Origin of the sequence: Archaeoglobus veneficus SNP6 (genome assembly GCF_000194625.1) — an archaeon.
Lineage (GTDB): Archaea > Halobacteriota > Archaeoglobi > Archaeoglobales > Archaeoglobaceae > Archaeoglobus_C > Archaeoglobus_C veneficus.
Genome location: NC_015320.1, coordinates 518,487 through 544,517 on the forward strand (window position 1 = coordinate 518,487; position 26,031 = coordinate 544,517).

28 protein-coding genes and 1 tRNA gene are annotated in these 26,031 nt (G+C 49.3%); 18 read left to right on the plus strand and 11 right to left on the minus strand.

The annotated features are described in order from the left end of the window. Positions 1 to 5 precede the first annotated feature (5 nt). Genes mvk through ARCVE_RS02985 form a run of 7 tightly spaced genes read left to right on the plus strand, consistent with a single transcriptional unit; the run spans position 6 to position 5,893 of the window. Positions 6 to 878 carry a mevalonate kinase gene (gene mvk, locus ARCVE_RS02955; RefSeq protein ID WP_013683294.1) on the plus strand — a complete coding sequence of 291 codons (873 nt, stop codon included), beginning with the start codon at positions 6 to 8 and terminating at the stop codon, positions 876 to 878. Beyond that, complete coding sequence (locus ARCVE_RS02960; protein ID WP_013683295.1) at positions 868 to 1,623, plus strand: isopentenyl phosphate kinase; 756 nt, start codon at positions 868 to 870, stop codon at positions 1,621 to 1,623. Before mvk ends, ARCVE_RS02960 begins: the two co-directional genes overlap by 11 nt. 16 nt (positions 1,624 to 1,639) lie before the next feature. Next, positions 1,640 to 2,716 carry a type 2 isopentenyl-diphosphate Delta-isomerase gene (fni, locus tag ARCVE_RS02965; protein WP_013683296.1) on the plus strand — a complete coding sequence of 359 codons (1,077 nt, stop codon included), beginning with the start codon at positions 1,640 to 1,642 and terminating at the stop codon, positions 2,714 to 2,716. Between the two features lies 1 nt (position 2,717). Continuing rightward, positions 2,718 to 3,677: a polyprenyl synthetase family protein gene (locus tag ARCVE_RS02970; RefSeq protein ID WP_013683297.1), complete on the plus strand. Its 960-nt coding sequence runs from the start codon at positions 2,718 to 2,720 to the stop codon at positions 3,675 to 3,677. Positions 3,678 to 3,680: 3 nt separating this feature from the next. Then, entirely contained in the window at positions 3,681 to 4,247 is a 567-nt protein-coding gene (locus ARCVE_RS02975; protein ID WP_013683298.1) for a hypothetical protein, read from the plus strand. 24 nt (positions 4,248 to 4,271) lie between these two features. Further along, entirely contained in the window at positions 4,272 to 5,351 is a 1,080-nt protein-coding gene (locus ARCVE_RS02980) for a histone deacetylase family protein (protein ID WP_013683299.1), read from the plus strand. Next, a complete protein-coding gene (locus ARCVE_RS02985) occupies positions 5,339 to 5,893 on the plus strand; it encodes a TIGR00295 family protein (RefSeq protein ID WP_013683300.1) in 555 nt (184 codons plus the stop codon). The genes ARCVE_RS02980 and ARCVE_RS02985 overlap by 13 nt, the downstream gene beginning before the upstream one ends. On the opposite strand, the gene ARCVE_RS02990 is transcribed toward ARCVE_RS02985, so the two are convergent. Further along, on the minus strand, positions 5,882 to 6,409 hold the full coding sequence (locus ARCVE_RS02990; RefSeq protein WP_048085533.1) for a hypothetical protein: 528 nt from the start codon (positions 6,407 to 6,409) through the stop codon (positions 5,882 to 5,884). The genes ARCVE_RS02985 and ARCVE_RS02990 overlap by 12 nt on opposite strands. Positions 6,410 to 6,713: 304 nt before the next feature. Here ARCVE_RS02990 and ARCVE_RS02995 point away from each other — a divergent pair, with 304 nt between their 5' ends. After that, a complete protein-coding gene (locus ARCVE_RS02995) occupies positions 6,714 to 7,007 on the plus strand; it encodes a hypothetical protein (RefSeq protein WP_013683302.1) in 294 nt (97 codons plus the stop codon). Between the two features lie 79 nt (positions 7,008 to 7,086). Here ARCVE_RS02995 and ARCVE_RS03000 read toward each other — a convergent pair. After that, positions 7,087 to 7,161 (minus strand) — tRNA-Arg (locus tag ARCVE_RS03000). 254 nt (positions 7,162 to 7,415) lie between these two features. Between ARCVE_RS03000 and ARCVE_RS03010 the strand changes: the two genes are divergently transcribed. The 3 genes from ARCVE_RS03010 to ARCVE_RS03020 all read left to right on the plus strand — a co-directional run bounded on the left by ARCVE_RS03010 (position 7,416) and on the right by ARCVE_RS03020 (position 9,357). Further along, on the plus strand, positions 7,416 to 7,688 hold the full coding sequence (locus tag ARCVE_RS03010) for a DUF5749 family beta-barrel protein (protein WP_013683303.1): 273 nt from the start codon (positions 7,416 to 7,418) through the stop codon (positions 7,686 to 7,688). Between the two features lie 3 nt (positions 7,689 to 7,691). Beyond that, positions 7,692 to 8,039, plus strand: coding sequence for a peptidyl-tRNA hydrolase Pth2 (gene pth2, locus ARCVE_RS03015; protein ID WP_013683304.1), 348 nt, complete (start codon positions 7,692 to 7,694; stop codon positions 8,037 to 8,039). A 163-nt stretch (positions 8,040 to 8,202) separates the two neighbouring features. After that, a complete protein-coding gene (locus ARCVE_RS03020) occupies positions 8,203 to 9,357 on the plus strand; it encodes a glycosyltransferase (protein WP_013683305.1) in 1,155 nt (384 codons plus the stop codon). Between the two features lie 7 nt (positions 9,358 to 9,364). Here ARCVE_RS03020 and ARCVE_RS03025 read toward each other — a convergent pair whose 3' ends face one another. The 3 genes from ARCVE_RS03025 to cobS are packed head-to-tail and all read right to left on the minus strand — an operon-like array spanning position 9,365 to position 11,243. Next, entirely contained in the window at positions 9,365 to 10,030 is a 666-nt protein-coding gene (locus ARCVE_RS03025) for a protein-L-isoaspartate O-methyltransferase (protein ID WP_013683306.1), read from the minus strand. Next, complete coding sequence (locus tag ARCVE_RS10750; RefSeq protein WP_013683307.1) at positions 9,970 to 10,539, minus strand: NTP transferase domain-containing protein; 570 nt, start codon at positions 10,537 to 10,539, stop codon at positions 9,970 to 9,972. The genes ARCVE_RS03025 and ARCVE_RS10750 overlap by 61 nt, the downstream gene beginning before the upstream one ends. Further along, positions 10,524 to 11,243, minus strand: a complete 720-nt coding sequence (gene cobS, locus ARCVE_RS03035; RefSeq protein WP_013683308.1) for an adenosylcobinamide-GDP ribazoletransferase — start codon at positions 11,241 to 11,243, stop codon at positions 10,524 to 10,526. The genes ARCVE_RS10750 and cobS overlap by 16 nt, the downstream gene beginning before the upstream one ends. A gap of 51 nt (positions 11,244 to 11,294) precedes the next feature. On the opposite strand from cobS, the gene ARCVE_RS03040 reads away from it, so the two are divergent. Beyond that, entirely contained in the window at positions 11,295 to 11,933 is a 639-nt protein-coding gene (locus tag ARCVE_RS03040) for a 16S rRNA methyltransferase (protein ID WP_013683309.1), read from the plus strand. Continuing rightward, the gene (gene thiL / locus ARCVE_RS03045) at positions 11,930 to 12,826 is read left to right on the plus strand and encodes a thiamine-phosphate kinase (RefSeq protein ID WP_013683310.1); all 897 of its coding nucleotides are present in this window, start codon (positions 11,930 to 11,932) and stop codon (positions 12,824 to 12,826) included. The genes ARCVE_RS03040 and thiL overlap by 4 nt, the downstream gene beginning before the upstream one ends. Positions 12,827 to 12,830: 4 nt before the next feature. Here the strand turns inward: thiL and ARCVE_RS03050 are convergent, their stop codons facing one another. Further along, positions 12,831 to 13,220 carry a universal stress protein gene (locus tag ARCVE_RS03050; RefSeq protein WP_013683311.1) on the minus strand — a complete coding sequence of 130 codons (390 nt, stop codon included), beginning with the start codon at positions 13,218 to 13,220 and terminating at the stop codon, positions 12,831 to 12,833. Between the two features lie 88 nt (positions 13,221 to 13,308). Further along, positions 13,309 to 14,451, minus strand: a complete 1,143-nt coding sequence (locus ARCVE_RS03055; RefSeq protein ID WP_048085540.1) for a cofactor-independent phosphoglycerate mutase — start codon at positions 14,449 to 14,451, stop codon at positions 13,309 to 13,311. Between the two features lie 110 nt (positions 14,452 to 14,561). On the opposite strand from ARCVE_RS03055, the gene ARCVE_RS03060 reads away from it, so the two are divergent. Both ARCVE_RS03060 and ARCVE_RS03065 read left to right on the plus strand, forming a co-directional pair. Then, on the plus strand, positions 14,562 to 15,797 hold the full coding sequence (locus ARCVE_RS03060) for a UbiD family decarboxylase (RefSeq protein WP_013683313.1): 1,236 nt from the start codon (positions 14,562 to 14,564) through the stop codon (positions 15,795 to 15,797). Positions 15,798 to 15,822: 25 nt separating this feature from the next. Then, positions 15,823 to 16,950, plus strand: coding sequence for an aconitase X catalytic domain-containing protein (locus ARCVE_RS03065; RefSeq protein WP_013683314.1), 1,128 nt, complete (start codon positions 15,823 to 15,825; stop codon positions 16,948 to 16,950). A gap of 21 nt (positions 16,951 to 16,971) precedes the next feature. On the opposite strand, the gene ARCVE_RS03070 is transcribed toward ARCVE_RS03065, so the two are convergent. Beyond that, positions 16,972 to 18,480 (minus strand): replication factor C large subunit, encoded by a 1,509-nt coding sequence (locus tag ARCVE_RS03070; protein WP_013683315.1) that lies wholly within the window; start codon positions 18,478 to 18,480, stop codon positions 16,972 to 16,974. A 21-nt stretch (positions 18,481 to 18,501) separates the two neighbouring features. Continuing rightward, on the minus strand, positions 18,502 to 19,647 hold the full coding sequence (locus ARCVE_RS03075; protein WP_013683316.1) for a metallophosphoesterase: 1,146 nt from the start codon (positions 19,645 to 19,647) through the stop codon (positions 18,502 to 18,504). A 111-nt stretch (positions 19,648 to 19,758) separates the two neighbouring features. Here ARCVE_RS03075 and ARCVE_RS03080 point away from each other — a divergent pair, with 111 nt between their 5' ends. From ARCVE_RS03080 to udg, 3 genes are all read left to right on the plus strand, one after another. Next, the gene (locus tag ARCVE_RS03080) at positions 19,759 to 22,455 is read left to right on the plus strand and encodes a DEAD/DEAH box helicase (RefSeq protein ID WP_013683317.1); all 2,697 of its coding nucleotides are present in this window, start codon (positions 19,759 to 19,761) and stop codon (positions 22,453 to 22,455) included. A 112-nt stretch (positions 22,456 to 22,567) separates the two neighbouring features. After that, positions 22,568 to 23,860, plus strand: coding sequence for an FAD-dependent oxidoreductase (locus ARCVE_RS03085; protein WP_013683318.1), 1,293 nt, complete (start codon positions 22,568 to 22,570; stop codon positions 23,858 to 23,860). 45 nt (positions 23,861 to 23,905) lie between these two features. Next, positions 23,906 to 24,514 carry a type-4 uracil-DNA glycosylase gene (udg, locus tag ARCVE_RS03090; RefSeq protein ID WP_013683319.1) on the plus strand — a complete coding sequence of 203 codons (609 nt, stop codon included), beginning with the start codon at positions 23,906 to 23,908 and terminating at the stop codon, positions 24,512 to 24,514. 8 nt (positions 24,515 to 24,522) lie between these two features. Here udg and ARCVE_RS03095 read toward each other — a convergent pair whose 3' ends face one another. Both ARCVE_RS03095 and ARCVE_RS03100 read right to left on the minus strand, forming a co-directional pair. Further along, positions 24,523 to 25,140, minus strand: coding sequence for a hypothetical protein (locus ARCVE_RS03095; RefSeq protein ID WP_013683320.1), 618 nt, complete (start codon positions 25,138 to 25,140; stop codon positions 24,523 to 24,525). A 29-nt stretch (positions 25,141 to 25,169) separates the two neighbouring features. Next, positions 25,170 to 25,871, minus strand: coding sequence for an HFX_2341 family transcriptional regulator domain-containing protein (locus ARCVE_RS03100; protein WP_013683321.1), 702 nt, complete (start codon positions 25,869 to 25,871; stop codon positions 25,170 to 25,172). Positions 25,872 to 26,031 lie beyond the last annotated feature (160 nt).

Sequence of the window (26,031 nt, forward strand, 5' to 3'; positions counted from 1 at the left end):
GGCAAATGAAAGCTTCGGCTCCGGGAAAAGTAATCCTCTTTGGCGAGCACGCGGTGGTCTACGGCAGACACGCTGTCGTGACTGCAATCAATCTAAGATGCTATGCTGAGGCATTAAAAAGCAGTACCTTCAGAATAGAGTCACCAATCGCCACAACATCCCTCGATTTTGAGAAGCATCCCTATGTTAGCTATGCGATAAAGAGGTTCATGGAAGTAAAGCCTATAGATGGAGTTAAAATAAAAATTGAAAGTGAGATTCCAATCGCTTCTGGCCTTGGAAGCTCTGCAGCAGTTACAGTTGCTGTTCTCAAGGCCCTCGATGCTGAATTCGATGCTGGATTGAGCGACGAGGAGCTGTTTGAGCTCGCGAGAAAAGTTGAGCTGGATGTACAGGGCAGGGGGAGCGGAACAGACCCCTTCGTCTCCACGTATGGAGGCGCGTGGCTCATTCCTGAAAGAAAGCCCCTTGATCTGGGAGAGTTCAGGATGCTCATTGTAAACAGCGGAGAGGAGTCGATAACCTCTGAGATGGTTGCAAAAGTTGCAAGACTGAGAGATGAGCTTGGAGACGTCGTCGAGAGGATATTCGACGTTATTGATACAATTTCACTCAAAGCCTTCGCGGGAGAAGGAGAAATCAGCCGCTTGATGGCCGTAAACCAGTGCATGCTTAAAGCGATTGGTGTCAGCACAAAGCGAATTGACGAAATTGTAGAAGAGCTCGAAGGACTCGGGATCGCTGCCAAGATAACCGGAGCGGGAGGAGGAGGTAGCGTTGTCGGAGTTGGTAGCGATGAAGCTCTTCAGCGTGCTGCTAAGCTATTTAGCGGCATAATTGTCGAGCCTGAAAGGGAGGGAGCGAGGGTTGAAGATTGATGGCCTGAGAATTCTGAAGATTGGCGGAGCACTGATCACCGATAAATCGCGGGGCGTCTTCGATAGAGCTAAGGAAGATGTCATCGAGAAAATAGCAAAGGAAATAGCCACAAACCCGGAAAAACTCATTCTCATCCATGGAGTTGGCTCATTTGGCCATCCCTATGTGGAGAAGTACAATTTAAAGCAGGACAGGAGAAATGTAAGAGGTGTTGCAGAAACACACCTGGCGTGTGAGAGGCTCTGCTGCATCGTATGCAAAGCTCTGGCAGAATCCGGCCTGAATCCGGCTCCAATTCATCCCTTCTCGTCCTTCAGGCTAACAGATTCTCTTGAATTCGATGCCGGATTCATTGCAGACCTCGTTAATGATGGTTTCATTCCCGTCATCCACGGCGACATGGTTCGCTCACACGATGGCTACGAGGTTCTTTCGGGAGATAAAATCGCTGTTGAACTTGCAAGAGTGTTCAAAGCCGAAAAGATTGGTTTTGCGAGCGATACAGCCATAGTCGCTGGGGGTAAAATCGTTGAGGAGGTTACTGCAGCCAACGTCGATTCTGTTCTGGCCGAACTTAACAGCGAAACGAGCAAATCGGACGTTACGGGAGGTATGAGGGGCAAGGTCATCGCTATCCTCGAAGTCGCGAGGGCATCAGAAGTCTTTATATTTAGCGGCCTTGAGCCTGGAAACGTTGCGAAGTTTCTTGCTGGAGAGCACGTAGGCACCAAAATCAGGCTGTAAATAGGTTGTGAGTGAAATGAACACGTCAAACAGAAAGCTCGACCACATAAGGATATGTCTCGAAGAGGAAGTTGAATCGAGCTACACAGGATTCGAAGATATCATGCTCGTACACAACGCCCTTCCTGAGGTCGATTTCGAGGAAATAGATACAAGCGTCGAGATGTTTGGGAAAAAACTCTCGGCTCCTTTCATCATAGCCTCCATGACGGGTGGACATCCAGACACAAAGGAAATCAACAGAAACCTTGCAATTGCAGTTGAAGAACTCGGCCTCGGTATGGGTGTTGGCAGCCAGAGAGCTGCCATCGAAGACGAGAAGCTTGCGGACAGCTTTACGGTTGTTAGGGATGCTGCTCCCAATGCCTTTATCTACGCGAATGTGGGTGTGGCACAGGTTAAGCAGAGTATAGAATTCGTCGAAAAGGCTGTTGAGATGATTGATGCCGATGCAGTTGCAATTCACCTTAACTTCCTTCAGGAAGTAATTCAGCCGGAAGGAGACGTTGATGCGAAGGGCTGTATTGAGGCGATAAAGGAAGTCTGTGAAGCTGTAAAGGTGCCCGTTATTGTGAAGGAGACCGGAGCGGGCATATCGAGAAGCGTTGCGTTGAAGCTTAAGGAGGTAGGCGTTGAGGCAATAGATGTTGGAGGAAAGGGCGGTACGAGCTGGAGCGGAGTGGAGGTTTACAGAACCAGCGATATCATAGCAAAGAACGTGGGCCTCGACTTCTGGGACTGGGGGATTCCGACTGCATTCAGCGTCGTAGAATGTGGTGATGTGCTGCCGACAATTGCGACTGGGGGAATAAGGAGTGGTCTTGATGCGGCCAAGGCCATTGCAATAGGGGCCTTTGCTGCAAGTGCTGCTCTGCCGTTCCTCCGCCCAGCCACGCAGTCGGCCGAAGAAGTTAAGCTCGAACTCGAGTACTTCCTCCACGGCCTGAAGGTTGCGATGTTCCTGACCGGATGCCAAAAAATTGAGGAACTCAGAAAGGCGGAGCTCTGTGTGTTTGGTAAGTTTAAAGAATGGCTTGAGCTGAGAGGTATTAATACCAGAGAGTTCTGCCTGAAGAGGCAGGGGAGGAGTTAAGATGTCCATAAAAGAAGAGGTACTCAAAAGGTCTGAAATCATAAACAGGGCTATATCAGAGTACTTGCCTGTTAAAGAACCGGAAGGCCTGTACAATGCAGCGAGGCACCTCATAAACGCTGGAGGGAAGAGATTAAGGCCGGTTATGTGCCTAATCTCTGCCGAGGCTGTTGGAGGAGATGTTGAAAGTGTTATTCCTGCTGCAGTGGCTATTGAGACTATACACAACTTCACTCTCATTCACGATGACATTATGGACAGAGATGAATTAAGAAGAGGAGTTCCTACAGTTCATGTTGCCTACGACGAGCCTACGGCAATTCTTGCTGGCGACACTTTGTTTGCTGAAGCATTCAAGATACTCTCTTCCTGCAACGTCGAGGCGGAAAACCTCGTTAAGGCGAGCAGAATGCTCGCAGACGTCTGCATAGAAATTTGTGAGGGGCAGTACCTCGACATGAGCTTCGAAAAAAGGGAAAAGATAAGCGAGAGTGAGTACCTCGAAATGGTAAGGAAGAAGACTGCTGTGCTTATAGCCAGCGCATGCGCCATGCCCGCAGTTCTGTTCGGAATGGACAGCTACGCTAAAGCTCTCTGGAACTTCGGAATATACAGCGGCATTGGATTCCAGATACACGACGACGTTCTGGATATAACGGGGAAGGACAAGATTGGGAAGGACTGGGGAAGCGACATCGTCGAGGGAAAGAAGACACTCATCATGATAAAGGCGATGGAGCTTGGCGTTGAGATTGAAATCTTCGGCAGAGGCAGTGCGAGCGTGGAAGAGATAGAAGAGGCCGTAGAGAAGCTTAAAGAGTGCGGAGCTCTTGACTACGCGAGGCAGAAGGCACAGGAGTACGTGGAAAGAGGGAAGAGGGAGCTGGATGTACTTCCCGATTCGAAGGCGAAGTCCCTGCTAATTGAGCTTGCCGATTACCTCGTGACGAGGGAGTATTGAGGAATGGACGGTGGGGCGTATCGGGGAAGACACTCCACGGTTTTTAGAGTTGGAGATAGAGCTATCAAGAGGTTTAAACCCGGACTTGAGGTTAATTTCAGGAAAGAGGTTTATTTCCTCGAAAAGCTTCAGCCCTACGGTTTTGTCCCCAGACTTTACGGTTACGATGATCGCAACCTCGAAATTGAAATGGAGTTCATAGAAGGCCAGTATATCAGAGACATCGATATGGGAAGCGAAGAGGGCAGGAAAATAGTGGAGAGGTGCTTCGAAATATGCTATACTCTCGACAGGCTTGGAATTCAGAAGGAGGAGATGCACAGACCCGACAGACATATCATCGTAAGGAACGGCAAGCCTTACTTCATAGACTTCGAAAGAGCCCATGAAACAAGCAAGCCGTCGAACGTGACTCAGTTCGCCGTTTATGTAGCGAAGAGACTTGGAGTGGATTTTGACGATATAAAAGAGGTTCTCGGAAAGTACAAGCTCACATATGCCGAGAAAGATTTTGAAGAGATTCTACGAAAACTTGGATTCAGAACTCCTCGCCCTACGGTTAAAGATTAATAGCGTTAAGGCGATAGTTGAGCAATGGTAACTGGAATTGTCTTCCATCCAAAATACCTCGAGCACGAGCAGACGCCGACGCATCCGGAGAGGAAAGAGCGCCTTGCGTACACACTCGACCAGCTTATGGAGGAAGGAATTTTCGAAAACCGGGAAATCGTTCTTCTCGAACCTTTTAAAGCTTCAGAAAGCGATGTTCTTGCCGTTCACACACCCGAATACTTCGAGTTTCTCAAGAGGGAAAGCAGAAAGGGCGGTGTAATTGACTGGGACACGAGCATTCCAGTTGGCCTAATAGATGTGGCTCTGCTTGCAGCCGGCGGTGCGATAAGGGCTGCAAAGGCAGTGGCAGAAGGCGAGGTGGACAACGCATTCGCCATGGTCAGGCCTCCCGGACATCACGCGAGACCGTACACGGGCGCAGGATTCTGCTACCTCAACAATATTGCGATAGCGACGAAATGGCTGCAGCGCAACGGCTTTAAGAAAATACTCATTCTCGACTGGGATGCGCACCACGGTGACGGGACGCAGGAGATATTTTACGAAGACTCTTCGGTTCTTTTCATATCTCTTCACCAGATGCCACTGTATCCGGGCACGGGCTACCCTCATGAATATGGAAAGGGTGAAGGGGAGGGCTACACAATAAACGTCCCCTTGCCGCCCGGTGCAGGTGACGAGTGCTACCTTACGGTCTTCGATGAGATAATCGAACCTGTTGCCATCGACTTCGAGCCGGATTTCATAGCTGTATCTGCAGGACAGGACAACCACTTCACCGACCCGCTGACGAGCCTCGCTTTAACCGCAAGAGGCTACGCGGAGCTTATGGTGAGGGCGAGGAGACTTGCGGAGAAGCTCTGCGATGGGCGACTTTTTGCAGTCCTTGAAGGAGGTTACAGCGTCGAGAAGGCTTTGCCCTATACGAACTTGGCAATAATAGCAGCCATGGCAGAGATGGACATCTCGTGCATCAGGGAACCGGAAAGCTATGCCGATGAGCTGAAGTGGAGAAAAAAGGAGAGTGCAATCGAAACAGTTAGAGCGACAATTCAGGAGGTAAAGAGAATACATTCCACCTACTGGGGGTGCTTCTTCTGAAACCTCGCTTAGAGCTTCCTGAGGTCGTTGGGAGACTCTGGGATAAGTACAATCTGCCTGAGAACGTTAGGATGCACTGCAGGGCTGTTGCGGAACTTGCGGTCAGGATAGCGGAGGCTGCGAGGGTAAGGGGCTACGACGTTGACATCGAAGCGGTGAGACTTGGCGCTCTGCTGCACGATATAGGAAGAGCCTACAGCCATGGACTCGATCACTTCGTGATAAGCGGGGAAATACTCAGGAAGGAAGGACTGGACGAAAAGATAATCAGAATTGCTGAAAGGCACTTTTCTTCCGGAATAACTGCAGAGGAGGCGAAAGCTCTCGGTTTGCCAGCGAAAGATTTCATGCCTGAAACCCTCGAAGAAAAAATCGTCGCGTTTGCCGACAACCTCATCTTTGGCGATAGGGTGGGTAGCTTCGAGGAGTTTATGAAGAGACTCGACAGCATACAGGAGAACAGGTGGATAGTTGAGAGAAGCAAGGAAAGGGCGGTAAGACTGAAGGCAGAAATCGAGAGAGTTTCTGGATTAAAGTTTTGAATGCCTGTGTTTCCCTCCAATGAAATCAATTGAAACCGACGGAACCCCTGGGATGACTGAATCAACTATTTCAAGCATGTATCCGTCGAGCTGGCTCGTCAGGCGAATAACGAGGTCGTGAGATTGCCTTATAAGTAGCCCTGTCCTCGAATTAAGAAGTTCTCTGAGTATAAATGTGACGAGGATTTTATCGTTAAGTCTGGAAATTGCGGAAAGAAGTTGTCTGGTGGTTTCAATCTCATCGAAAGTAAGGTGATAGTTTAGACCAAAGCAGAAGACGACTTCTCCTTTCGCATCGAGTATCGTTCTGCACACGTCTGGCTCTATCAGCGTAACATTTCCAAAGGGGAAGTCTCCGCCAACGATGTAGTAGTTTGCCCTTTTTACGAACTCTGGAATGCGTTCGAAATTCTCTACAAAGTTTCTGGCCTTTTTTACGGCGGTTTCACTTAGAAATATGAACGAAATCTCTTTTTCTGAAAAGAAGTCTGTAATTTTCTTGAGGATCGCTGGCACTGGTGTTACTGTGCTGTACTCTACTAATACGCTTACACCAGGCCGTAGGTTTGAGAGGACAGACTGCAGGGGGATTGACATATCTGCACGGGCTAACGTACTGCCATAATATATAACTTCTTAAAAACTATGAATTAGAAGGATGATTATGATGCTCCGTGCAATGAAGTCGATTTCCTGTGGAGCACCTATAAGCGTTAATAATGGAAGGATGGATGTATATCTATGGACGGACTCGTTCTTGCCCTGACTCTCCAGAAGGAGAGTGACAGACTTCTCGACGTAATAAGGAGGAGATGCAAAGATGAAGTATAGAGTTGTGAAGATCGAGATGAAGGATGAGGAATGCGTTGCTGTGCACATGAAGCGCGTGGAAAGCAGCAATGCAATAGCAACGGCTGACGTGAGTGAGGCTCTCAGAGACCCGTTCAAGTTTATGGAGTTGAGCAAGCAGATGGGCATGGCGTATATGAAGGCAATCGAGAGTGCAGTTAGCGACGATGCTGTGCTTACCATGAGCTACGACGAGTACTATGAACTTGAGCTGAAGGTCGGAGATGTCGTCGAGGTTAGCGTTAGACTCGTTGATAAGGCCTGAAGTTTTTGTCTCAGTAACCATCTTCAAAATTTCTAATGCTGGCCTGTTGAACGAATGCAAAACTGAATAAAAACAAAAGCGGACCCGGCGGGATTTGAACCCGCGATCCCCGGCTTAGAAGGCCGGTGCTTTATCCATGCTAAGCCACGGGCCCTTTGAATTTGTGTTACGACTACTCCTTAACCCTCGCAATTTAAGATTTTTCTCTCGTGTGGTGCATCATAACACACCGGTATCTTGCTCCTGAAGAGTTGAGGGCCTGTTGTAAGATTGTCCAGACTCAAGTATAGATTTAAAAGACCAAGCTGTAGACCCTTATGCCACCCCCCAAAACAATCTCGTAAAGCAACTTCGAAAAAACTTATATTGGCCTTTGCATAGGCATTTAAGAGCCAGAGAGGTGGAGCCATGCAGGACTTAATCTGCAAATACGTGTATAAGGACGGCAAGGAGTTCGGAGAGAGTATAGACGTTTACAAAGATAGATTAATCATCAAGGTTGGCACGGACTTTTTCGCCGTTTCTCTCGATAGGGTGGAGAAGGTTGAGGGCGATAAGGTATACATCAAGGACTTTGACAGCAAGGAAGCTATAGAAGAGGGCAAGAAGTGGATTGAGGAAAAATCGAAGCCTGTAAGTCTCGAAGAGCTCAAAGCCTATGGGTTCGGTGAGGAAAGCTGAACTATGGGGTACAAGCAGGTCATCGTCGTAAGAGACGACCTGAATCTGTCAAGGGGTAAGCTCGCCGTTCAGGTTGCGCACGCAGCCATACTCGGCTACGAGCTTGCAGACAGGAGGGCTGTTGAGGAGTGGAAAAGAGAGGGCCAGAAAAAGATAGTTCTGAGGGTTGAAAATATTCAGAAGCTCATGGAGATAAAAGAGAAGGCTGCAAAATCTGGCCTTCCGACGGCTGTTGTTAGAGATGCTGGTCTTACTGAAGTTCCACCCGGAACCGTTACTGCGGTGGTTATCGGCCCGGACGAAGAAAGGCGCATCGATAAAATAACGGGAAATCTTCCTCTTTTAAAATAATTGAAGTTGGCTGTATATATCTATAAATTTCGTAGCTGAGCCAAAGATATACCGAAAGCTGTAAGTCACTGCAGCCACGATTCATCACTCTTCAAGATCTTGTTTAGCCAGAGGCATAAACTTAAGAGCAAGAAATTCTATTATTTTCTGGAGGTGTGCTCCTTTGGAACATTCAATCAAGAAGGTGGGCCTCGTTTCAAGGTACCCTCCCGTGCATTGCGGCGTAGCGGAATACACGAAGATGGTAGTATCGGCCCTTCGCTCCCTCAATCCCCGGCTTGAAGTGTACGTCTTCTCGACTGATGAAGCGGGCAATGAGGCTTGGCAGGATGAGCTTGGTGTTCATGTTATACCATGCTATCCCCGATTTGCATCTGACTACTCCATGCTGCTCAACGCACTGTCGGAAGTTTCCGTTGATGTTCTCCACCTCCAGCACGAGTACGGTATCTATGGAATGGGCAGGGAAGTAATCAACGCTCTCTCGAAGGCGAAAGAGGAGGGACTTGCAAAAAAGACCGTTGTAACCATGCACACTGTAGACCATCCATACACTGAAAGGAAGGATACACTGAAGTTTCAGGCCTCTCTCAACAGTGTAGATGCTGTAATCGTTCACAGCCCTCTACAGGAGTTCGAGCTGCAGATACAGGGAGTCGAAGCCCCAAGACTGCACAGGATACCGCACGGAACGCTCATCAACCCATACCTCTGCTACACGAGAAGCTATTTAGCAAAAAGTCTCGGCTTGCAGGATGAGTTCAGTGGAGTCGTGCTTGCTGTGCCCGGCTTTCTACGAAGGGATAAGGGCATAGATGTACTGCTCGATGCCTTGGAAATGCTCAGAGACATGAGGTTCACCCTTCTAATAGCCGGCGAGTCCAAAGACCCGAAGGTGCACGACCTCGTGTCTGCAAGCACTTCGGCCAAGACCATAATTATGGAGAAGTACCTCTCCAGTGACGAAATACTGCGTGTTGTAGCGCTGGCCGATGCAATAGTTCTGCCATACAGGGACAGGCACGGAGCTTACGCTGTCAGCGGGATACTTCATCTGTCCATGGGAGGGCTGAAGCCAATAGTTGGCAGCAGAACTCCAAGGCTCGTGGAGCTATATCAATTCGCCCCCCGCCTGACAGTTCCTCCCGGAGAGCCTGGAGAGCTCGCCAGAAAAATAGCCTGGCTTGTGGAAAATTACGATTATGCCGTAGCTTACATGACCGAACTTTATGGATATGCTGCGAGAACCCAGTGGATAAGGATGGCTCACCGCCACCTGAAACTATATCAGAACTTGCTGACGTGTTCCAGTATTTGACTGGCGTTTAACGTCTGAAACCGTACTCTCCAACCAAGGGCACGAATCGAACAGGACCCCATCTCTTCTTTTCAATGCTCCCGTCTGGTTTTTTGTCAACTATGTATAGGTACTGTACATAGTCGCCTACGGGGATTAGCATTCTACCTCCAGGCTTTAGCTGTTCTATCAACGGTTCAGGAATGTCTGGTGCTGCAGCGGTCACGTATATCTTGTCATAGGGTGCCTCCTTCTCGTAGCCTTTACTTCCGTCTCCAACGACTATTTCGATGTTGTCGTAGCCTAACTCCTCCAGCAGTTTTTTCGCTCTTTCTGCAAGCTCCGGATAGCGCTCAATTGCAATAACCTTTCCCTCTTTGCCAACAATTTCCGCAACCACGGCAGCGTGGTAGCCGCTTCCACCACCAACCTCTAAAACCTTCTCTCCAGGCTTGAGATCGAGGAGTTCGCACATTATGGCCACCATGTGTGGCGCGCTTATGGTCTGCCCGCTTCCAATGGGAAGGGGTGTATCGACATAAGATTCGCTGCGGTACTGGTAAGGTACAAAGAGGTGACGTGGAACCTTAAGCAGAGCTTGGGCTACCCTGTCGCTCAGGTTGAGCTCGTCCTTCAGTCTTTCCACCATTCTCCTTCTTTTCTCATCGTAAAGCTTGTCTTCCACGCCTTCCATAATTCCTCAGCCCTTATCAAATCGTCGGGTGTGTTGATGTTCAGCACTTCATTCCTTCCAACTCTGTAAATTACTTCTTCCTGCTCATCCCCTAAAAACATTCCGTCTACAACATTAATGCCAGCATATTCTCCATCGGGATAGGCTGTGGCGAGAGCCCGTGTTGAAACCGTATAGTACGCGTTGATCACTTCGGGAATCACGTCCTTCAGAAAGAAGAGGTCTGCCGCAACAACAAGAACAGGCTCGGCAATGGACAGGCTGGTGATTGCCTCGCACATGTCCTCAACAAATCCAGCTCCAGACGTTTTGACGACCTCTATTCCTTCTCTTCTCAGGAATGCTGCGGTCTCGGGCGTGTAATCGGTTACTGCCCCAAGCACCTCTTCGCACGGCCATAGAGCATCGAGAACGTGCTCGATGAGTCTCTTTCCACAGACCTTCACGAGGGGTTTCTCGCCCATGCCGAGGCGTGAGCCCTTTCCACCGCACATTACAAGTGCGAGCATGCAACCACCACGCAAAGGCCAGCAGCAATGGTCAGGCAGTTAAGCGCTCCAGCGATGTCTCCGTTAATGCCGCCGAATGCGCGCATCACGTACGCTCTAAATGCAAGGGCAAGGGCAATGGAAAAGGCCAGGAGCTGAAGGGCTGGAAATGTGAGCTGAATGGGTATCAAAAGGATGACAGCGATGATCAGGCCGTAAATGAACTGCCTCACGTTTGCGAACTCCATAATGCTGCTGGCAAGACCACTCCATAGCGGTTTCGATGTGGTAAGTAAAAGCAGCATTGCGAGCTTTGCTGAAACCTCAAGGACTATCAAGGTGAGACAGAGCTGGATGGGTTCAAGTAATGCGGATGAAAAAGAGACTGCTACTATGTACAGACAGATGGAGAGACACCCTCCAGTTCCAAGGCGGGTGTCCTTCAAAACCTCTTTCTTCCTCGACCTATCGACGAAGAGCGCGTCACCAAAATCTGCAAGGCCATCAATGTGGTTTATCCCCTCAACCAGCAGGATAGCCACGATAGACAGGAAACCGAGGCTGGCAAGCGCAAGACCATATGCAGCAACACCGGCGATGATACCGGCAATAAAGCCCGCAATGGGTATTACGAAGAGCTTTCTGCGGAGACTCTCATAACTTTCAATATCTCTCCCCACGGGTAGTGTCGTGAAAAAGCCAAGAGCTCCGCGCAAAGCATCCACGGCACGACTTGGACAAATACATTAATATGGTTTTCCGGCCATTATCACTGGATGCTCAGACTCGTGCTTCTCGAAGCTTCCCTCGAAAGGGTTCCCGCATCCATAGCGAGACATCCTGCAGTGGTTAGCGACGCCAGGAGGAGGAAGAAAAAGCCCACTGAGATTATACTCGACGACTCGAAGCATCATGCGGCGATGAAGAACCTGCCAAACAGGGAAAAGAGGGGAAGGCCGGACATAGTCCACGCATGTCTGCTCGCTGCCCTCGATTCGGAGCTGAATCAGGCAGGCCAGCTCGAAATCTTCATCCACACCATCGGAGGGGAGATAATAAGAGTAAGTGGTGAGACAAGGATTCCGAGGAACTACAACAGGTTCGTGGGTCTTATGGAAGACCTTTTCAGGAAGAGGGTTATAGAGGCTGACGGCGTTAGACTGCTGGAAATCCTGGATTCAAGCCTTGAAAGCATTATCCTCCAGCCTACTGTTCTGATGAGGGAGGGTGGTGAGGCTTTCAGGCCTGATGCCAGAACCGTATGCATAGGTGCGTTCCCACACGGTGATTTTGATCCTTCAACTCTCGAAGTCCTCGAAAGGTGCAATGCCAGGCAGGCATCCATAGGAAACAGGCACTACACGAGCCTCTACGTCACGTACAAGGTAATATGCAGCTATGAGGTGATCCTATGAACGAGTTCGAGCTGATACGAATAGCATCGAGAATCTTCTCCACAGACAGGCAAGACGTCATCGTAGGCCCGGGAGAAGACGACTGCGCGGTTGTAGAGATAAACGGAAAAAACATCGTGCTCACTGCAGACGTCCTGCACGAGAAGACTGACTTTCCCGAAGGCATAAAGGCTGAAGAGATAGGCCACCTCAGCCTTGCTGTGAACCTGAGTGATCTTGCAGCCATGGGTGCAAAACCCCTTTACTTTATCCACACTGTAACACTAAGCCGGAAGTGGATTAACGAGTTCGAAGATATGATGAAAGGGATGAAAAAGCTCGCAGAGAGGTACGGCGTGGCGGTTGTAGGAGGAGACATAGACTTTGGTGATGAGCTCAGCATTGCAGGCTTTGCAGTTGGGGTTGCCGATAGATTCGTTACTCAGAGCGGTGCTAAGCCTGGCGAATTCGTCTGCCTTACCGGCCCCCTCGGAAAGGCCCAGCTTAGCTTGGAACAGCTATTCTCCGGCATGAGTAGAGAGAAGATAGCGTATCCCGAAAGCCTCTTTACGCCGGAACCAAGGGTAAGGGAGGGGATGGAGGTAGCAAAGCATGCGGGTGCAATGACAGACATAAGCGACAGCCTCGCAATATCGCTACATCTCATTGCAGAGAAGAGCAGGGTAGGAATTGAAATCAGGAGTGATCTGCTTCCACTTGACCACCTGACTCCCTACGTTGGTGAAGAAAAAGCCCTTGAGCTCTTTCTGTACTCTGGAGGAGATTACGAGCTTGTTTACACCTCAAATGAATGCACTCACGGATTTGTTATCGGAAGGGTCGTGGAAGAAAAAGGTGTCAGGATCGATGGCGAGGAAATCGAGTTCAGGGGATACATGCATAAACCAGACTGAACAACTACTTGACGGCAACAACCGGCCGCTTCGCATTCAGAATAACGTACTGAGCAACACTTCCAAGGATAAGCTTTCCCACGGCACTTCTCCTTCTCACACCCACGACGATGAGTGATGCGTCGATTTCCTCCGCGTAACTAACTATGTCGTATCCCGGCTCGTTGCCCCTGACGAGGAGGTGGGTTTCTATTTCAACTCCCGCCTCCTCAGCCCGCTTTCTCGCTTCTTCAAGAATCTCTTCACCTCTGATAACGTCTTCGGACTTTGTTCTGTCCCCGCCAAAAAGGGAATGTATTGCAACAACCTTTGTGTTTCTTATCTTTGCTTCCTCTATTGCAAAATCGAGGGCAGCGAAGCTCGCGTTGCTTCCGTCGAGGCCAACAAGTATCATATTATGCTCCTGAGGTCTGTCAGATATAATTTTTTTGTTTAGTGGATGATGGTTGAAGACAGCATTGAGTATGCAGGGAAGATAAAATCTAACGGGAATCAAAAAAGACGTCCATAAGCTTTAACCCATCAATCAGGCCAAATCTGCCCTTTTTACATGCTCTTTCCGAGAAATTCTTCACGTCATCCCTCTTAACGCCGTGGATGGCAAATGGTACAGGCTCAGCAACATGCGTTCTCACTTTAACCGGCGTAGGGTGGTCGGGTAGCAGCAGTATTTTCACTTCTTCGAGGTCGAGCCTGTCGAGCAGGTAGCCAACTATTTTTTCGTCGTAAATTTCGATTGCCTCGATTTTACCATCCAGGTCGCCCTCGTGACTTATTTCATCGATTCCTTCGGTGTGCAGAACCACGAAGTCTCTTCTTTTCAGGGCCCTCAGTGCTGCCTTTGCGAGGCCCTTGTAGTTGGTGTCAACGTAGCCTGTTGCCCCTTCAACCTCAACCACTTCAAATCCGAGGCCCCTGCCTATCCCCTGAAGTAAATCCACTTCCGAGATCATTACCCCTCTAACACCCCTCGTTTTTTCGAAGTCCGGGAAAGAGGGTATTTTTCCACCACTCCAGGGCCATATCATGTTTGCCTTCTCCGTTACACTCTGCATGATCTCTGTCGATTTCTCCATGAGGTTTCTGAGCAATTCTGCGAGCTCTCCATCCCGGGGCAGGTAGGAAGAAATTTCCTTTCCCGTTATGTCGTGAGGAGGTGTTGTTTTAACAGGTTCAAACTCTCTGTCAAAAGCGAGGATGTGTCTGTATCCCCGCCCGGCGTGAAAGTGAAGCCAGTCAGTTGCGAGCTCCTTGTTCAGCACCTCTATTACCTTCCTTGCTTCATCGTCGCCTATCCTTCTCCCGCTGTAATCCACCATTACGCCGTTTTCAACGTAAACGAGGTTACACCGAAATGCCATCTTTGCCTCTACACCCCTCGCAAGGGCCTCGATCGGCCCCCTGCCCGTGTAGTACTTCGCAACGTCAACCCCGAGAATCGTGAGGTTTGCTATGTCGCTTCCCGGCTCAAAACCGTCGGGAACGGTCTTGGCTAAGCCACATGCTCCCTCGTCCGCGATATAATCCATGTTTGGAGTATCAGCATATTCAAGGGGGGTTTTTCCATTGAGCTTTTCACTTTTCCAGTCAGCCATGCCGTCAGGGATGAGAATGAGCCTTTTCATAGCCCTCCGATTGTTCAGGGGTAGATAACTGTTACTGGTCTTGCCTGACGTTATCAGCATCAGGCCCGCAATCGGCATAACGTTAAATATTGACCGGAAAACGGAACAGTATGAGCTTGAGAGATGCAATCCCTCCAGATGTCGTTGTCCATGATGAAGAGCTCAAGCACGACGAGGTTGCGAACTTTGTAAAAGAGCATGGATATGAGAAAACTCCGCTCATTCTCAACGTTGAGGGAAAGAGGGTTGCCATGAACTTCATCTCAACGAGAGAAAGGCTTTGCAGCTACCTCGGCATAAAAAAGGAGGAGCTTGCCCCCTACCTCGCAAAATCTGGTTACGATGGCCCAATACGAATTGGAAAGGCAGAACTCAGCAGAAAGAACTGGAATCTTCTCGATCTTCCAATTCTCAGGTACTTCCCCCGCGACGGCGGTAGGTACGTTACTGCTGGAGTTGTCATAGCGAGGTGGGGGGATGTAGAGGACACAAACTCGTACAACGCGTGCATTCACCGCCTGATGCTCCTCGATGAAAAGAGACTCGTTGCGAGACTCGTTAAGCCGAGACACACGTATCTGCTCTGGAAAAAGGCCGTTGAAAGGGGCGAGGACTTGCCCGTTGCCATAGCAATAGGCGTGCACCCCCTCTTCCTCTTCGCCTCAGCCACGAGGGTGCCGGAAGGTAAGGAGTTTGGTTATGCTGCCTCGCTCATGAACGGTCTCGACCTGAACATAATCGAGGATATGCTCGTCCCCAGCGCTGAGATAGTCCTCGTGGGAAGGATAACCAAAGAGCTTGCGGACGAAGGGCCGTTTGTGGACATAACCGGAACCTACGACCTCGTAAGGAAGGAGCCTGTCATCGAAATCGACGCAATCTACGCGAAGGACGACCCAATTTACTACTCCATAACTCCGGCGAGCAGCGAGCATCAGGTACTCATGGGCATTCCGTACGAGCCGGAGATATACAGAGCCGTTGCGAAGGTGTGCAGGGTAAAGAACGTTGCCATGAGCCCCGGAGGAATGCACTACTTCCATGCCGTGGTTCAAATCGAAAAACACAGTGAGGGAGACGGGAAGAACGCAATCCTTGCAGCCTTTGCAGCCCATCACAGCCTGAAACATGTTGTAGTAGTAGACGATGACATAGACATCTACAGCAGCGAGGATGTTGAATACGCAATAGCGACGCGCTTCCAGGCAGACAGAGACCTCGTAATAGTTCCGAACGCGAGGGGTAGCAGTCTCGACCCATCGTCGAATAAGGGCCTGACGGCAAAGTGGGGTATCGACGCAACCAAGGAGCTCTCGAGGCGTGAGGACTTCGAGAGAGTTGTCTGAGAAGGCGGTCTGAAAGGTGGTCTGATTGTACCTCAGCAGGGAAGAGGAGAAACTGCTCGAAAGCGATAACCCAACGGTTGCGAAATCAATGGAGATTCTCGTAGCCCTCGGCGAAATATACGGAGCTGACCGCCTTGTGGATATCAAATCGGCCCACGTGTCAGGTATATCTTACCAGAATATAGGTGATGCGGGCCTTGAGTGGCTCGAAGGTCTGAACGCAAGGGTTGCTGTTCCCACCACTGTAAACCCCGCGGGCATGGATGTAATTAGATGGAAGGAAATGGGAATCGATGAGGGCTTCTACAGAAAGCAGATGCGGATTTTAAAGGCCCTCGAAAGAATAGGGGCAGAAATGAGCCTGACGTGCACACCCTACTACTTCTCTGATGTATCTAAAGGTGACCACCTTGCGTGGGCGGAAAGCAACGCCGTTATTTACGCAAACTCTGTTCTGGGGGCAAGAACGAACAGGGAGAGCGGGATAAGTGCGATAGCTGCGGGAATAACAGGAAAAACTCCCCGCTACGGCATGCACGTAAAGGGGAACAGAGCACCAAACGTTCTCGTGAAAGTGGGGGGGGATAACGCATCCCTCATAGGCTACGAAATTGGAAAGCTGTTGAAGCACGACGAAATCCCCCTCATAGTCGCAGATAGAAAGTTCAGCAACGACGAGCTGAAGCTCATGGGGGCGGCGATGGCTGCAACGGGGAACAAGGCAATTTTCCATGTTGAGGGTCAGACACCCGAGTGGGATGACTTCGAAAGACCGTCGGAGAAGCTCGAAATCGACGTGAAAGAGGTTGAAAAAACCTGCGAGCCGGATCTGGTTGCTATTGGCTGCCCTCATCTATCCAGGGAAGAGCTTTTGAGGATTGTGGAATTACTGAGAGGTAAAAAGGTGAAAAGGGAATTCTGGGTCTTCACTTCGAGAAAGCTTGCAGAGGAATGCAGGAGCATCGTTGAGAGCATCGAAAGGAGTGGAGCGAAGGTCTTCTGCGATACATGCATGGTTGTGTCGCCAGCAACGGAGAACTTCGAGTGTGTAATGGTGAATTCAGGAAAAGCTCTGGAGTACATTCCAAAACTCAGGGGGGTAAAGGCAGTTTTTGGAAGCCTCGAGGAATGCATAAAAGTGGCAATTTCATAAGTTTTTGTAACTCAGAGATAATTAAGAGAAGAAGTCGAGGGTGACTTCCTTCCCCTTCGACTTTTTCTTCCTTCGCTTTTCTCTTCTTTCTCTTTTCACCTTTTCTTCTGTCTCTTCCTCGCTCTCATCTCCTTCTTCGCTAACAACTTCGATAAGCTTTTCTTCTTCCGCTTCGGCTGCCGTAGCAAGCTCTTCTTCTCTCTCGAGCATTTCAAACGCTGTGAGGAAGCTCTCGTCCTCAACTCTGTGGAGCCTGTGCTCTTTTACATACTTCATAATCTCCTTTGCTCTCTCCTCGTCACCAGTAATGAACTTGATGTCGTCTTCACTGAAATCGTAAAAAGCAGCAACACTTGCAGCAATCGGGATTTCGGTCTTTGACAGCAGGAATTTGATGGTGAAATACATTTCCGTCGAAGCTTTCTTCTTCGAAAGGTGGGAATAGCGACCAATCTTTGCGAGGATTGTCTTCATTTTCTCTCTTCTCTGCCTGCTCGCAGCAAGCATCTGCCATATTGCCGGTCTTCGATAGCGGGTGAAGCCCCTTCTTGCCTCCTTCTTCACCTGCTGCACACCAGCAGTCATGAGGTACGTGGCGTACTTCCACAGCCTGTAGAACTGCCTCCTTCTGACCCTTCCGAGGAATATGTCGGCTCTCGAAAGGACGAGGTATCCCTTCAGGAGGTCTTCTCCGCTGTACTCAAGTGGGAGATTTTCATCTATCCAGTTTATGAAATCGTCGGGCGATTCGTCCAGGAGCATCGCCTCGCTGTAAACTGCCGAACTCGTGGTTTTGAAGATCTTCTGCATTACCTTGAAAACGTCAGTCTCCTGGGTTCTTTTTGCTGTTACGACATCTTCAACTCTTATCTCAGTCTTCCCTTCTGCAATCGCCTGAAGGTCGTTTATCGCCGCTCTCAAATCTCCTCCAGCGTTCCTCGCTATCGATTCGAGCGCCCTTCTGTCCGCCCTGATTCCTTCTTGGGCGCAGATTCTTTCGAGAACTGCTACAACTCTCCTGACATCGAGACGCCTGAAAGTAATCATCTCACAGAGGTTTCTCAGCTCTGCAGAGAGATTGTAGGGTTCGTTTGCAGTGAGAATTATAGGCTGCCTCGGTTTCTTCTTGAGCAGCCTGATAAGGGCTCCTTCTCCACCAGCATCTTCCTTTTTGTGAATGTTGTCAACCTCATCGAGTATGATCAGTTTGAGCCTACCCTGTCTGATGGAGAGAAACTCTCCTTCATCGCTTATCGTCTCACTGAACGCTCCCTCTCCAACTATATGATAGATTATCCTCCAGTTCCTCTGATCGCTGGCGTTAAGCTCCACAACTTCCCATCCGAAGGTGTTGGCTATGGCGAGCGCAAGGGATGTCTTGCCGGTTCCCGGAGGACCGGCGAAAAGCAGGGGCTTTTGAACTATACCTTTTTCCCAGTTCTTCGCCCACGTAACGACTTTCTCCAATACTTTCTTATCCGCAACCACGTCCTTTATCGTCTTCGGCCGGTACTTCTCAACCCAGAGCACACATCTACTTGTCGCAGGGGGTTAAAAGGGTTTGGCTTTCGCAGGATATTCCCAAGCTATCAGTCTCGATATTAAATCCCTGACTCTTCTCTCAATTTCTTTCGCAGCTTTTCTACACTCATCCAGATTTTCCGGACTCTTGACTTTCCAGTACTCGTCTGCATTCACATCTTCATCAAAGGATACTACGAGATCGAAGTCCTCGCCTTCGGGAAGCTTCTTTGGCCTTCTGTCCGAATTTAAGCCAAGTTCAGCAAGTAGAGCTTTTGCAGAATCGTCTATCCTCTCCGCCGGCTCCAGTCCCGAGCTTACTGCGAGCATGTTGTGAGGAGAGAGCCTGTTGAACAGCGCTTCAGCTATCTGGGTTCTGCAGGCGTTTCTTCTGGAAACGAAGAGTATCTTCTTGGGCTTAGCTATCCTGCGGTATATGTCCACGGACTCAGGAACAGTTGTATGGATGCTGTACTCGCCTATCTTCACCTCTCCGTAATCGACGAATTTGAGTGTTAACGAGATTTTGTCGTCTTCTATCTCTATGATGTTGTAGTTGTGATCGGGCATGCCGAGGATTTTGAAGGAGCCGAGAGAGCCAGCATGTATTATGTGCGTCCTCATCAGCCTTATGGAGTATGGCATGTGGCGGTGACCGGCAAGCACGAAGCTGACACCGTTCCTTATGAGCAGTTCGACCATCTCCCCAGCATCAATCAGAACGTTCCTCTCCCTTCCTGTCTCCGGAATCGGCACGATGTGGTGGTGCAGGGCTATTGCGTTGATCTTTCCCTTCTTTATGTTCCCTTCAATCCACTCTCTCTGCTCTATCCCAATGTGTCCCTCGTCGATGTCTGGCTGGGTGCTATCCGCCGTTATCAGCCTGAAATCCTCGAAATCGAGAACTTTCTTCGTCTTTCCAAAGTAAAGCTTGAAGTACTCGTAACCTATGTTTCTCGCATCATGGTTGCCGGGCAGCGCAACGAACTCGGGCGTGAGGTTGGACAGCTCCTCGTAAGCATCCCTCATTTCGTGGTGAGTCCCCCAGCATGTTAAGTCACCGGTTATTATGACTAGGTCAGGGTCCATCTCGTTTATCTGCCTTACAGCCTTTCTGACCTTATCTCTAACGAGCTCTTCACCAAAATGAATGTCTGAGATGTGAACGATCTTCATAACAACCACCAACTGCAATAGTTGTATTTTGTGACACTTAACATTTCCGTGTTAGAACAGCAGGCCAGCAGTACATTTTTAAAAACCATATTAGCATACAAACAGATTACGATGCTTTCCCAGCAGGTCCTCGAAGCTCTGAAGCATGCAGGAATTGAAAAGCTCAGCAGGTTGCAGGAGGAGGCGGCGAAAAGAGTACTTGAAGGAAGGAACCTGCTCATAATAGCTCCCACAGGCTCTGGAAAAACGGAAGCTGCAATAACCCCCATTCTGCAGCGGATGGTTGAGGAGAGACCAGAGGGTATAGCTCTCGTCTACATAACCCCGCTGCGAGCCCTCAACCGTGACATGCTCCGCAGGCTCAAAGCTATTGCCGAAGAACTCGGCTTTAAAATTGCCGTAAGGCACGGCGATACGAGCCAGTCCGAGCGATCAAAGCAATCCAGAAAACCTCCCCACATCCTCGTAACGACACCCGAAACCCTTCAGATTCTGTTTCTCGGAAAGAATCTCAGGAATGCTTTGAAAAACGTAAGATACGTTGTCGTTGATGAGGTTCATGAGCTTGCAGACAGCGAGAGGGGTATACAGCTCAGCGTTGCCCTTGAAAGGCTTAGGGAGCTTGCGAGATTCCAGACTATCGGCCTTTCCGCAACAGTAAGCAATCCAAAGAGGATTGCAGCCTTCCTTGGTAGAAATGTGGAGGTAATTGAGGGCGGAGAGGAGAAGCTCTACCAGTACGAGGTTGTAAAGCCGGAAGTTTGCGAAGAGGACTCAAAGCTTGCAGAAGAGCTGTTCGTTGATGCCGAAATAGCTGCACAGCTCAGACTTATCAGGGAAATTGCTGAGAAACACACGTCCGCTTTAATCTTCGTCAATACCCGCCAGACCGCCGAAGCTCTCGGTTTGAAGCTGAAAAAGCTATTAAGCGTTGAAGTTCACCACGGATCTCTGTCGAAGGAGGCGAGGATTGAGAGCGAGAATAGATTTGCCAGAGGAGACCTCAAAGCCCTGATCTGTACATCCTCCATGGAGCTCGGTATAGATATCGGCCACGTCGATGTCGTTATCCAGTACAACAGCCCGAGGCAAGTTTCGAGGCTTATCCAGAGGGTTGGCAGGAGCGGGCATAAGGCTGGCAAAGTTTCGAAGGGCTGTATAATTGCCTCGAGCTTCGACGAAATCCTTGAGTCGTGGGTAATCGTCAAAAGGGCTGAGGAGGGGCTGATAGAAGACGAAACGATGCACGTGATGAGCCTTGACACCCTCGCAAATCAGATAGCTGCCATAGCCCTCGAATATGGCCGGATTAGGGCTGAAAAGGTCTATTCGATTATAAGACGGGCGTATCCCTACAGGGGTTTGAGCTACGAGAAGTTCGTTGAGATATGCGAGTTCCTCGCAGACGGGAACGTAATTGCCTTCGACGGCGAGGAAATAGCGCCTTTGAGAAAGACGAGGAGGTATTTCTACGACAACATATCGATGATTCCCGATGAGAAGCACTACAGGGTCGTTGACATCACGACGGGTAAAACGATAGGTGTTCTCGACGAGAGCTTCCTCTCAACCTTCAGCGGTGAAGTATTTGCCATGAAAGGCGAGCTCTGGAGAGTTGTATCCGTTGATGACGTCGTAAAAGTTGAGCCTGTGGCAAAAGAGGGTGATATCCCGTCGTGGGCTGGCGAGGAAATTCCTGTACCCTACGAAGTTGCCCAGGATGTTGGCTTGCTCCGACTGTGGATTGCAAACATGCTGAGGAACGAAGGCAGAGAGGAGACCATCAAAGCTCTTATGGAGAAGTTCAGAACGAACAGGGCTGCATGCCTGGAGGTTTTTGACGTAATCGAGGAGCACATAAAGAACTTCGAAGTGTCTTCTGACAGGCATATAACCATTGAATCGTCGGGCGGGGTGGCAATCATCAACGCCTGCTTCGGGCACAGAGTAAACGAGGCACTCGGTAGAATCGTGGCAATGCTTCTGTCTGCAAGGAGGGGCAGCAACGTTGCCGTTGAGATCGACCCATACAGGATAAAGCTCTCGCCCGCAAGGGCAGAAGAAGTTAAAGAAGTTTTGCTTTCGATAGATAGCGATGCGGTTGAATGGCTTGCGGAAAGGGCTTTGATTGACACGAAGCTCCTGCAGTGGAAGGTAATCAACGCTGCGAGGAAGTTCGGATACCTGAGCAAGGATGCTGATTTGAGCAGGATGAACCTCAGAAACCTCGTTTTGAGGCTAAAGGACACGCCAATATACAGCGAGGCGGTCAGGGAAATATTTGTCGAGAGATTCGATGTTGAAAGGGTAAAAGAAATCGTCTCAAAGCTTGGAAGTGAAATTGGCATCTCTGTTTACGGCAGCCTGAGTCCTATCTCTCTCGTTCCGAGGCAACAGGCCTTCGACCTGCTAATGCCATCAAAGCCTACAGAAGCGATTCTTGCTGTTTTCAGGAGGAGACTCGACGAGGAGTTCTGCATCCTCCACTGCCTTAACTGCGGTTGCACGATTCGAGAAAGGGTAGGCTCTATAGATGAAGTCAGGTGTATTAGGTGCGGATCTAAGCTCGTCGCATGCGTAAACGCGAGGAGGAGCATCGAGGAGTTCAAAAAGGAGGAACTCTTCAGGATCGCAAATCTCGTGATGAGCTACGGCAAAAAGGCCGTTTATGCGATGAACACCCACGGCGTTGGGGCTGAGAACGCTGCGAGGATACTTGCAAGGTTTTATCCAAGCGAAAGAGACTTTTTCCTGGAACTGCTGGAGGCGGAGAAAAGGTACATCAGGACGAGGAAGTTCTGGGATTGACGGGTATTGTATATGACGAATTTAATGGCTTGTGGTTTTAATTTTGAGCTTTAATTGTGATTTAGAATAATTATAGCAGCACACTTTTGTATTTTGAAGGCGTACTATCAGTATGCATGTAGCCGTAGTTGGTGGTGGCGCAGCAGGCATGACCGCTGCGTCGAGAATCAGAGCCATAAAACCGGAGTGGAAGGTGTCTGTATTTGAAGCATCGAGCTTTGTTAGCCACGCTCCCTGTGGAATCCCATATGCAGTAGCGGGAATTACTGATGTTGATGGCCTCATGTACTACCCACCAGAGTTTTTCGTTAAGGAAAGGGGAATTGACCTTCACACTAACGCAAAGGTTGTTGAAGCAGGCTACGGCTATTTGCTGGTTGAAGAAGGCGGAAAAGAGAAAAAGTACTGGTGGGACGTTCTAATTCTTGCAACTGGAGCTTCGCCCGTGATACCTCGCATAGATGGTGTAGGGCTTGAAAATATATTCACCGTTGACTTACCGCCAGATGCAGAGCGAATAATCCGGGCCAGAGGAGAAAACGTTGTTATCGTTGGTTCGGGTTACATTGGCCTTGAGATGGCGGAAGCACTCTCTAACAAAAAAGTGACCGTAATCGAGACGCTCGAGCACCCTCTCCCCAATTTTGATGCAGATATTGCGTCTGTTGTTACAAAAGAGGTGAAGAAAAAAGTAAATCTGAGGTTGAATGAAAGAGTTGTGGCCTTTGAGGGTAAGGACAGGGTTGAGAGGGTTATTACGGATAAGGGGGAGTACAAAGCCGACTTTGTTATTCTGGCCGTGGGGGCAGAGCCGAATGTAGAGCTGGCGAAGCAGATAGGCGTCAGACTGGGTGAAACCGGGGCGATAGAAGTCGACGAGCACATGAGAACGAACATTGATGAGGTTTTTGCAGCAGGTGACTGTGTGGAGACGACTAACCTCGTGACCGGAAAGAAGGACTGGATTCCCCTCGCACCCGTGGCGAACAAAATGGGATACGTAGCAGGAGTGAACGCGTGTGGCGGAAGTCTGGAATTTCCAGGAGCGATAGGAGCACAGATAACGAGGTTCCACGATTTGGAAATAGGTAAGGCGGGTTTGAGCGAGACGGAGGCGAAAAAAGAAGGACTTGATGTACAGTCTGTGATGATAAAGACCCGGGCAGAGGCGCACTACTGCGGAAGCGGTGAGATATGGCTCAAAATGGTGGTTGACGAAAACAAACGGCTACTGGGAGTTCAGGCCGTTGGAAAAAGCGTTTTTCCAAGGATTAACGCTGCAGCCATCGCAATTCAAAACGGACTGACTACTAAAGACGTCTTTTTCTCAGACCTACCTTACGCACCACCTTTCTCACCTGTGTGGGACCCGTTGATTGTTGCGGCGAGAAAGCTCAGGTTTTAGTGAGCAAAGCTCAAAGCTTTTATTGAGCTAAGTTCCCCGTCTGTCATGGAAAGCCTTGAAGACATCGAGGCAGAAATACGGAGCTGCAAAAAGTGTAATCTGTGGAAAACAAAGACTAACTACGTCCCGGGAGAGGGAAATCCAAAAGCAGAGGTCGTTTTTGTTGGTGAAGCTCCTGGCAGGGAGGAGGACAGGCAGGGCAGACCTTTCGTTGGCAACGCCGGTAAGATCCTTACAGAAATGATTGAAAAACTCGGACTCAGGAGAGAAGATGTCTTCATCGGTAACATACTGAAGTGCAGACCGCCGAATAACAGGGATCCTCTGCCCGAGGAGATTGAAGCGTGCAGCCCGTACCTGATAAGACAGCTCGATGTTATAAAGCCTTCAATAATTGTGTGCCTTGGCAGACACTCAGCATCATTCCTTTTCAACTTCTTCGGCATCGAGTTCAGAGGAATTTCGAAGGAGAGGGGGAGAGTTAAGGAGGTTGAGCGGTGGGGGAAGAAGGTAAGGCTGATAGCAATATACCATCCGGCGGCAATCCTCTACCGGCCTCAGCTCAGGGAGATGTTTGAGGAGGATTTCGCGGTCATAGCAGGGCTGCTCAGGGAGAAAAAGAGAAGTCCAACTCTGCTGGACTTCTTTGACTGATGTTCTGATTAACCAAAAACTTCGGCACTTCCGAGCATATCCGAAAGTAGATTAAGCACGAAGCGGTCGTTATCTCCGAGTTTGAAGGCTCTGTCGGACAGAATGTCTGCGGAAAATACGACGAGATTTCCTTTCCTTTGACCGAGGATGACGTCTTTCCCCGTTCTAACAGCAAGGTCTCCAAGCATCGCCTTACATCCCTCGCTACCGTTAAGCACGACCTCCCAGCCGGAGTAGAGGTGGTATGGTTTTATCGCTGCGATGTATTCAACTCCTGCAAAGTATGTGTGCTTTCCTCTCATTGAAGCTGCTGAAAGGAGAACTTCATCACCGTCAACCCACAGGATTTCTTCCAGGCGTATGCCATGCATGTTCAGCCAGTGCTCCCTTCTTTTTGACTTTTCGAGGAGTGTGAACGCATCGGGCTGGCATATAATGGGTTTGTACTTCACGAGTCTCGAAACGAGGGGTATTTCAGATTCGAGCGGTTCCTGAAGGAGAAAAACAACATCTGCTTCAAACTCAAGCTTTTTGCTGATATTACATACTTCGACGGTAAAATCGTGAGCAAGCAAAAGCTCCTCCAATTCTCTGAATCCATCGCCGATGATGGCACAGTTAAGCATACACAAAAATTAAAAAAGAGGTATAAAAATTAAGCGGCCATCAGGGCGTAGGCCTTACCAAGCTCAGTCAGCTTTATCTTGACGTTCTTGCCCTCTCTGCGCATCTCAACAAGTCCGTCCTCTTCAAGTCCCTTGAGGTGATAGCTCATTCTTGCTCTCTGGGCCATGTACTTCTTCTGGTCTTCGGTCTTGCCCTCGAGGAGTTCGATGAGCTTGTTGATGGACTCTACCTCTCCACCCTGCTCCTGAATTGTCTTCACTATCACTATCTTGTCGTCGCTAATCCTCTTGAGCGGTGGAATCGGTATCTCTACGATCTTTTCGATGCCGACTTCCTTGCCACCCTCATATTTCGGCATTGCTATGTACAGCCTGCTTCCCGAAAGCTGGGCAGCTATATAGCACGCGATGCAGAGCGTCCTCGGCGCATCGCTTGCGTTGATGAGTATCTCGTTACCCTCGTCCAGCTCCGTCTTTATTACCTTCAACATGTCGAGCGCTGCAGAGTAGACGTCGAGTTTATCAACGTAAATCTTCTCTACCTCTACGAGTACATTCAGCGTCTTCTCGATCTCTTCTGCAGCTTTGTGAACGTCTTCTTCACCGCTAAGTCCCTTGTCATTTCCCAGAACCAGATATACCTTTTGAATCGGGTAACCGCTTCTTCTTATGCTTTCGAGCAACCTCTCTTTGTTTAAACCAACCGGCATTATGTGTACTACTTTGCTCATAGTAATGCTTTGCAATATCAACTAAATAAACTTTTCTATGTTTCTAAAAATCAGAAAGACATGAAGGTAGAGAATATTAATCCGATAAAGTAACCCATCAGATTCTTCCTGTTGATGATGTTCACATGTGTATTCATATGCAGATTTGATCCTCGTTAAA

Coding starts and splice junctions, on each gene's coding strand:
- mvk (WP_013683294.1), top strand. CDS start 6: ATGAAAGCTTCGGCTCCGGGAAAAGTAATCCTCTTTGGCGAGCACGCG.
- fni (WP_013683296.1), top strand. CDS start 1,640: ATGAACACGTCAAACAGAAAGCTCGACCACATAAGGATATGTCTCGAA.
- ARCVE_RS02970 (WP_013683297.1), top strand. CDS start 2,718: ATGTCCATAAAAGAAGAGGTACTCAAAAGGTCTGAAATCATAAACAGG.
- ARCVE_RS02975 (WP_013683298.1), top strand. CDS start 3,681: ATGGACGGTGGGGCGTATCGGGGAAGACACTCCACGGTTTTTAGAGTT.
- ARCVE_RS02980 (WP_013683299.1), top strand. CDS start 4,272: ATGGTAACTGGAATTGTCTTCCATCCAAAATACCTCGAGCACGAGCAG.
- ARCVE_RS02995 (WP_013683302.1), top strand. CDS start 6,714: ATGAAGTATAGAGTTGTGAAGATCGAGATGAAGGATGAGGAATGCGTT.
- ARCVE_RS03010 (WP_013683303.1), top strand. CDS start 7,416: ATGCAGGACTTAATCTGCAAATACGTGTATAAGGACGGCAAGGAGTTC.
- pth2 (WP_013683304.1), top strand. CDS start 7,692: ATGGGGTACAAGCAGGTCATCGTCGTAAGAGACGACCTGAATCTGTCA.
- ARCVE_RS03025 (WP_013683306.1), bottom strand. CDS start 10,030: ATGGAAGGCGTGGAAGACAAGCTTTACGATGAGAAAAGAAGGAGAATG.
- ARCVE_RS10750 (WP_013683307.1), bottom strand. CDS start 10,539: ATGCTCGCACTTGTAATGTGCGGTGGAAAGGGCTCACGCCTCGGCATG.
- ARCVE_RS03040 (WP_013683309.1), top strand. CDS start 11,295: ATGCTCAGACTCGTGCTTCTCGAAGCTTCCCTCGAAAGGGTTCCCGCA.
- thiL (WP_013683310.1), top strand. CDS start 11,930: ATGAACGAGTTCGAGCTGATACGAATAGCATCGAGAATCTTCTCCACA.
- ARCVE_RS03050 (WP_013683311.1), bottom strand. CDS start 13,220: ATGATACTTGTTGGCCTCGACGGAAGCAACGCGAGCTTCGCTGCCCTC.
- ARCVE_RS03055 (WP_048085540.1), bottom strand. CDS start 14,451: ATGAAAAGGCTCATTCTCATCCCTGACGGCATGGCTGACTGGAAAAGT.
- ARCVE_RS03060 (WP_013683313.1), top strand. CDS start 14,562: ATGAGCTTGAGAGATGCAATCCCTCCAGATGTCGTTGTCCATGATGAA.
- ARCVE_RS03075 (WP_013683316.1), bottom strand. CDS start 19,647: ATGAAGATCGTTCACATCTCAGACATTCATTTTGGTGAAGAGCTCGTT.
- ARCVE_RS03080 (WP_013683317.1), top strand. CDS start 19,759: ATGCTTTCCCAGCAGGTCCTCGAAGCTCTGAAGCATGCAGGAATTGAA.
- ARCVE_RS03085 (WP_013683318.1), top strand. CDS start 22,568: ATGCATGTAGCCGTAGTTGGTGGTGGCGCAGCAGGCATGACCGCTGCG.
- udg (WP_013683319.1), top strand. CDS start 23,906: ATGGAAAGCCTTGAAGACATCGAGGCAGAAATACGGAGCTGCAAAAAG.
- ARCVE_RS03095 (WP_013683320.1), bottom strand. CDS start 25,140: ATGCTTAACTGTGCCATCATCGGCGATGGATTCAGAGAATTGGAGGAG.
- ARCVE_RS03100 (WP_013683321.1), bottom strand. CDS start 25,871: ATGAGCAAAGTAGTACACATAATGCCGGTTGGTTTAAACAAAGAGAGG.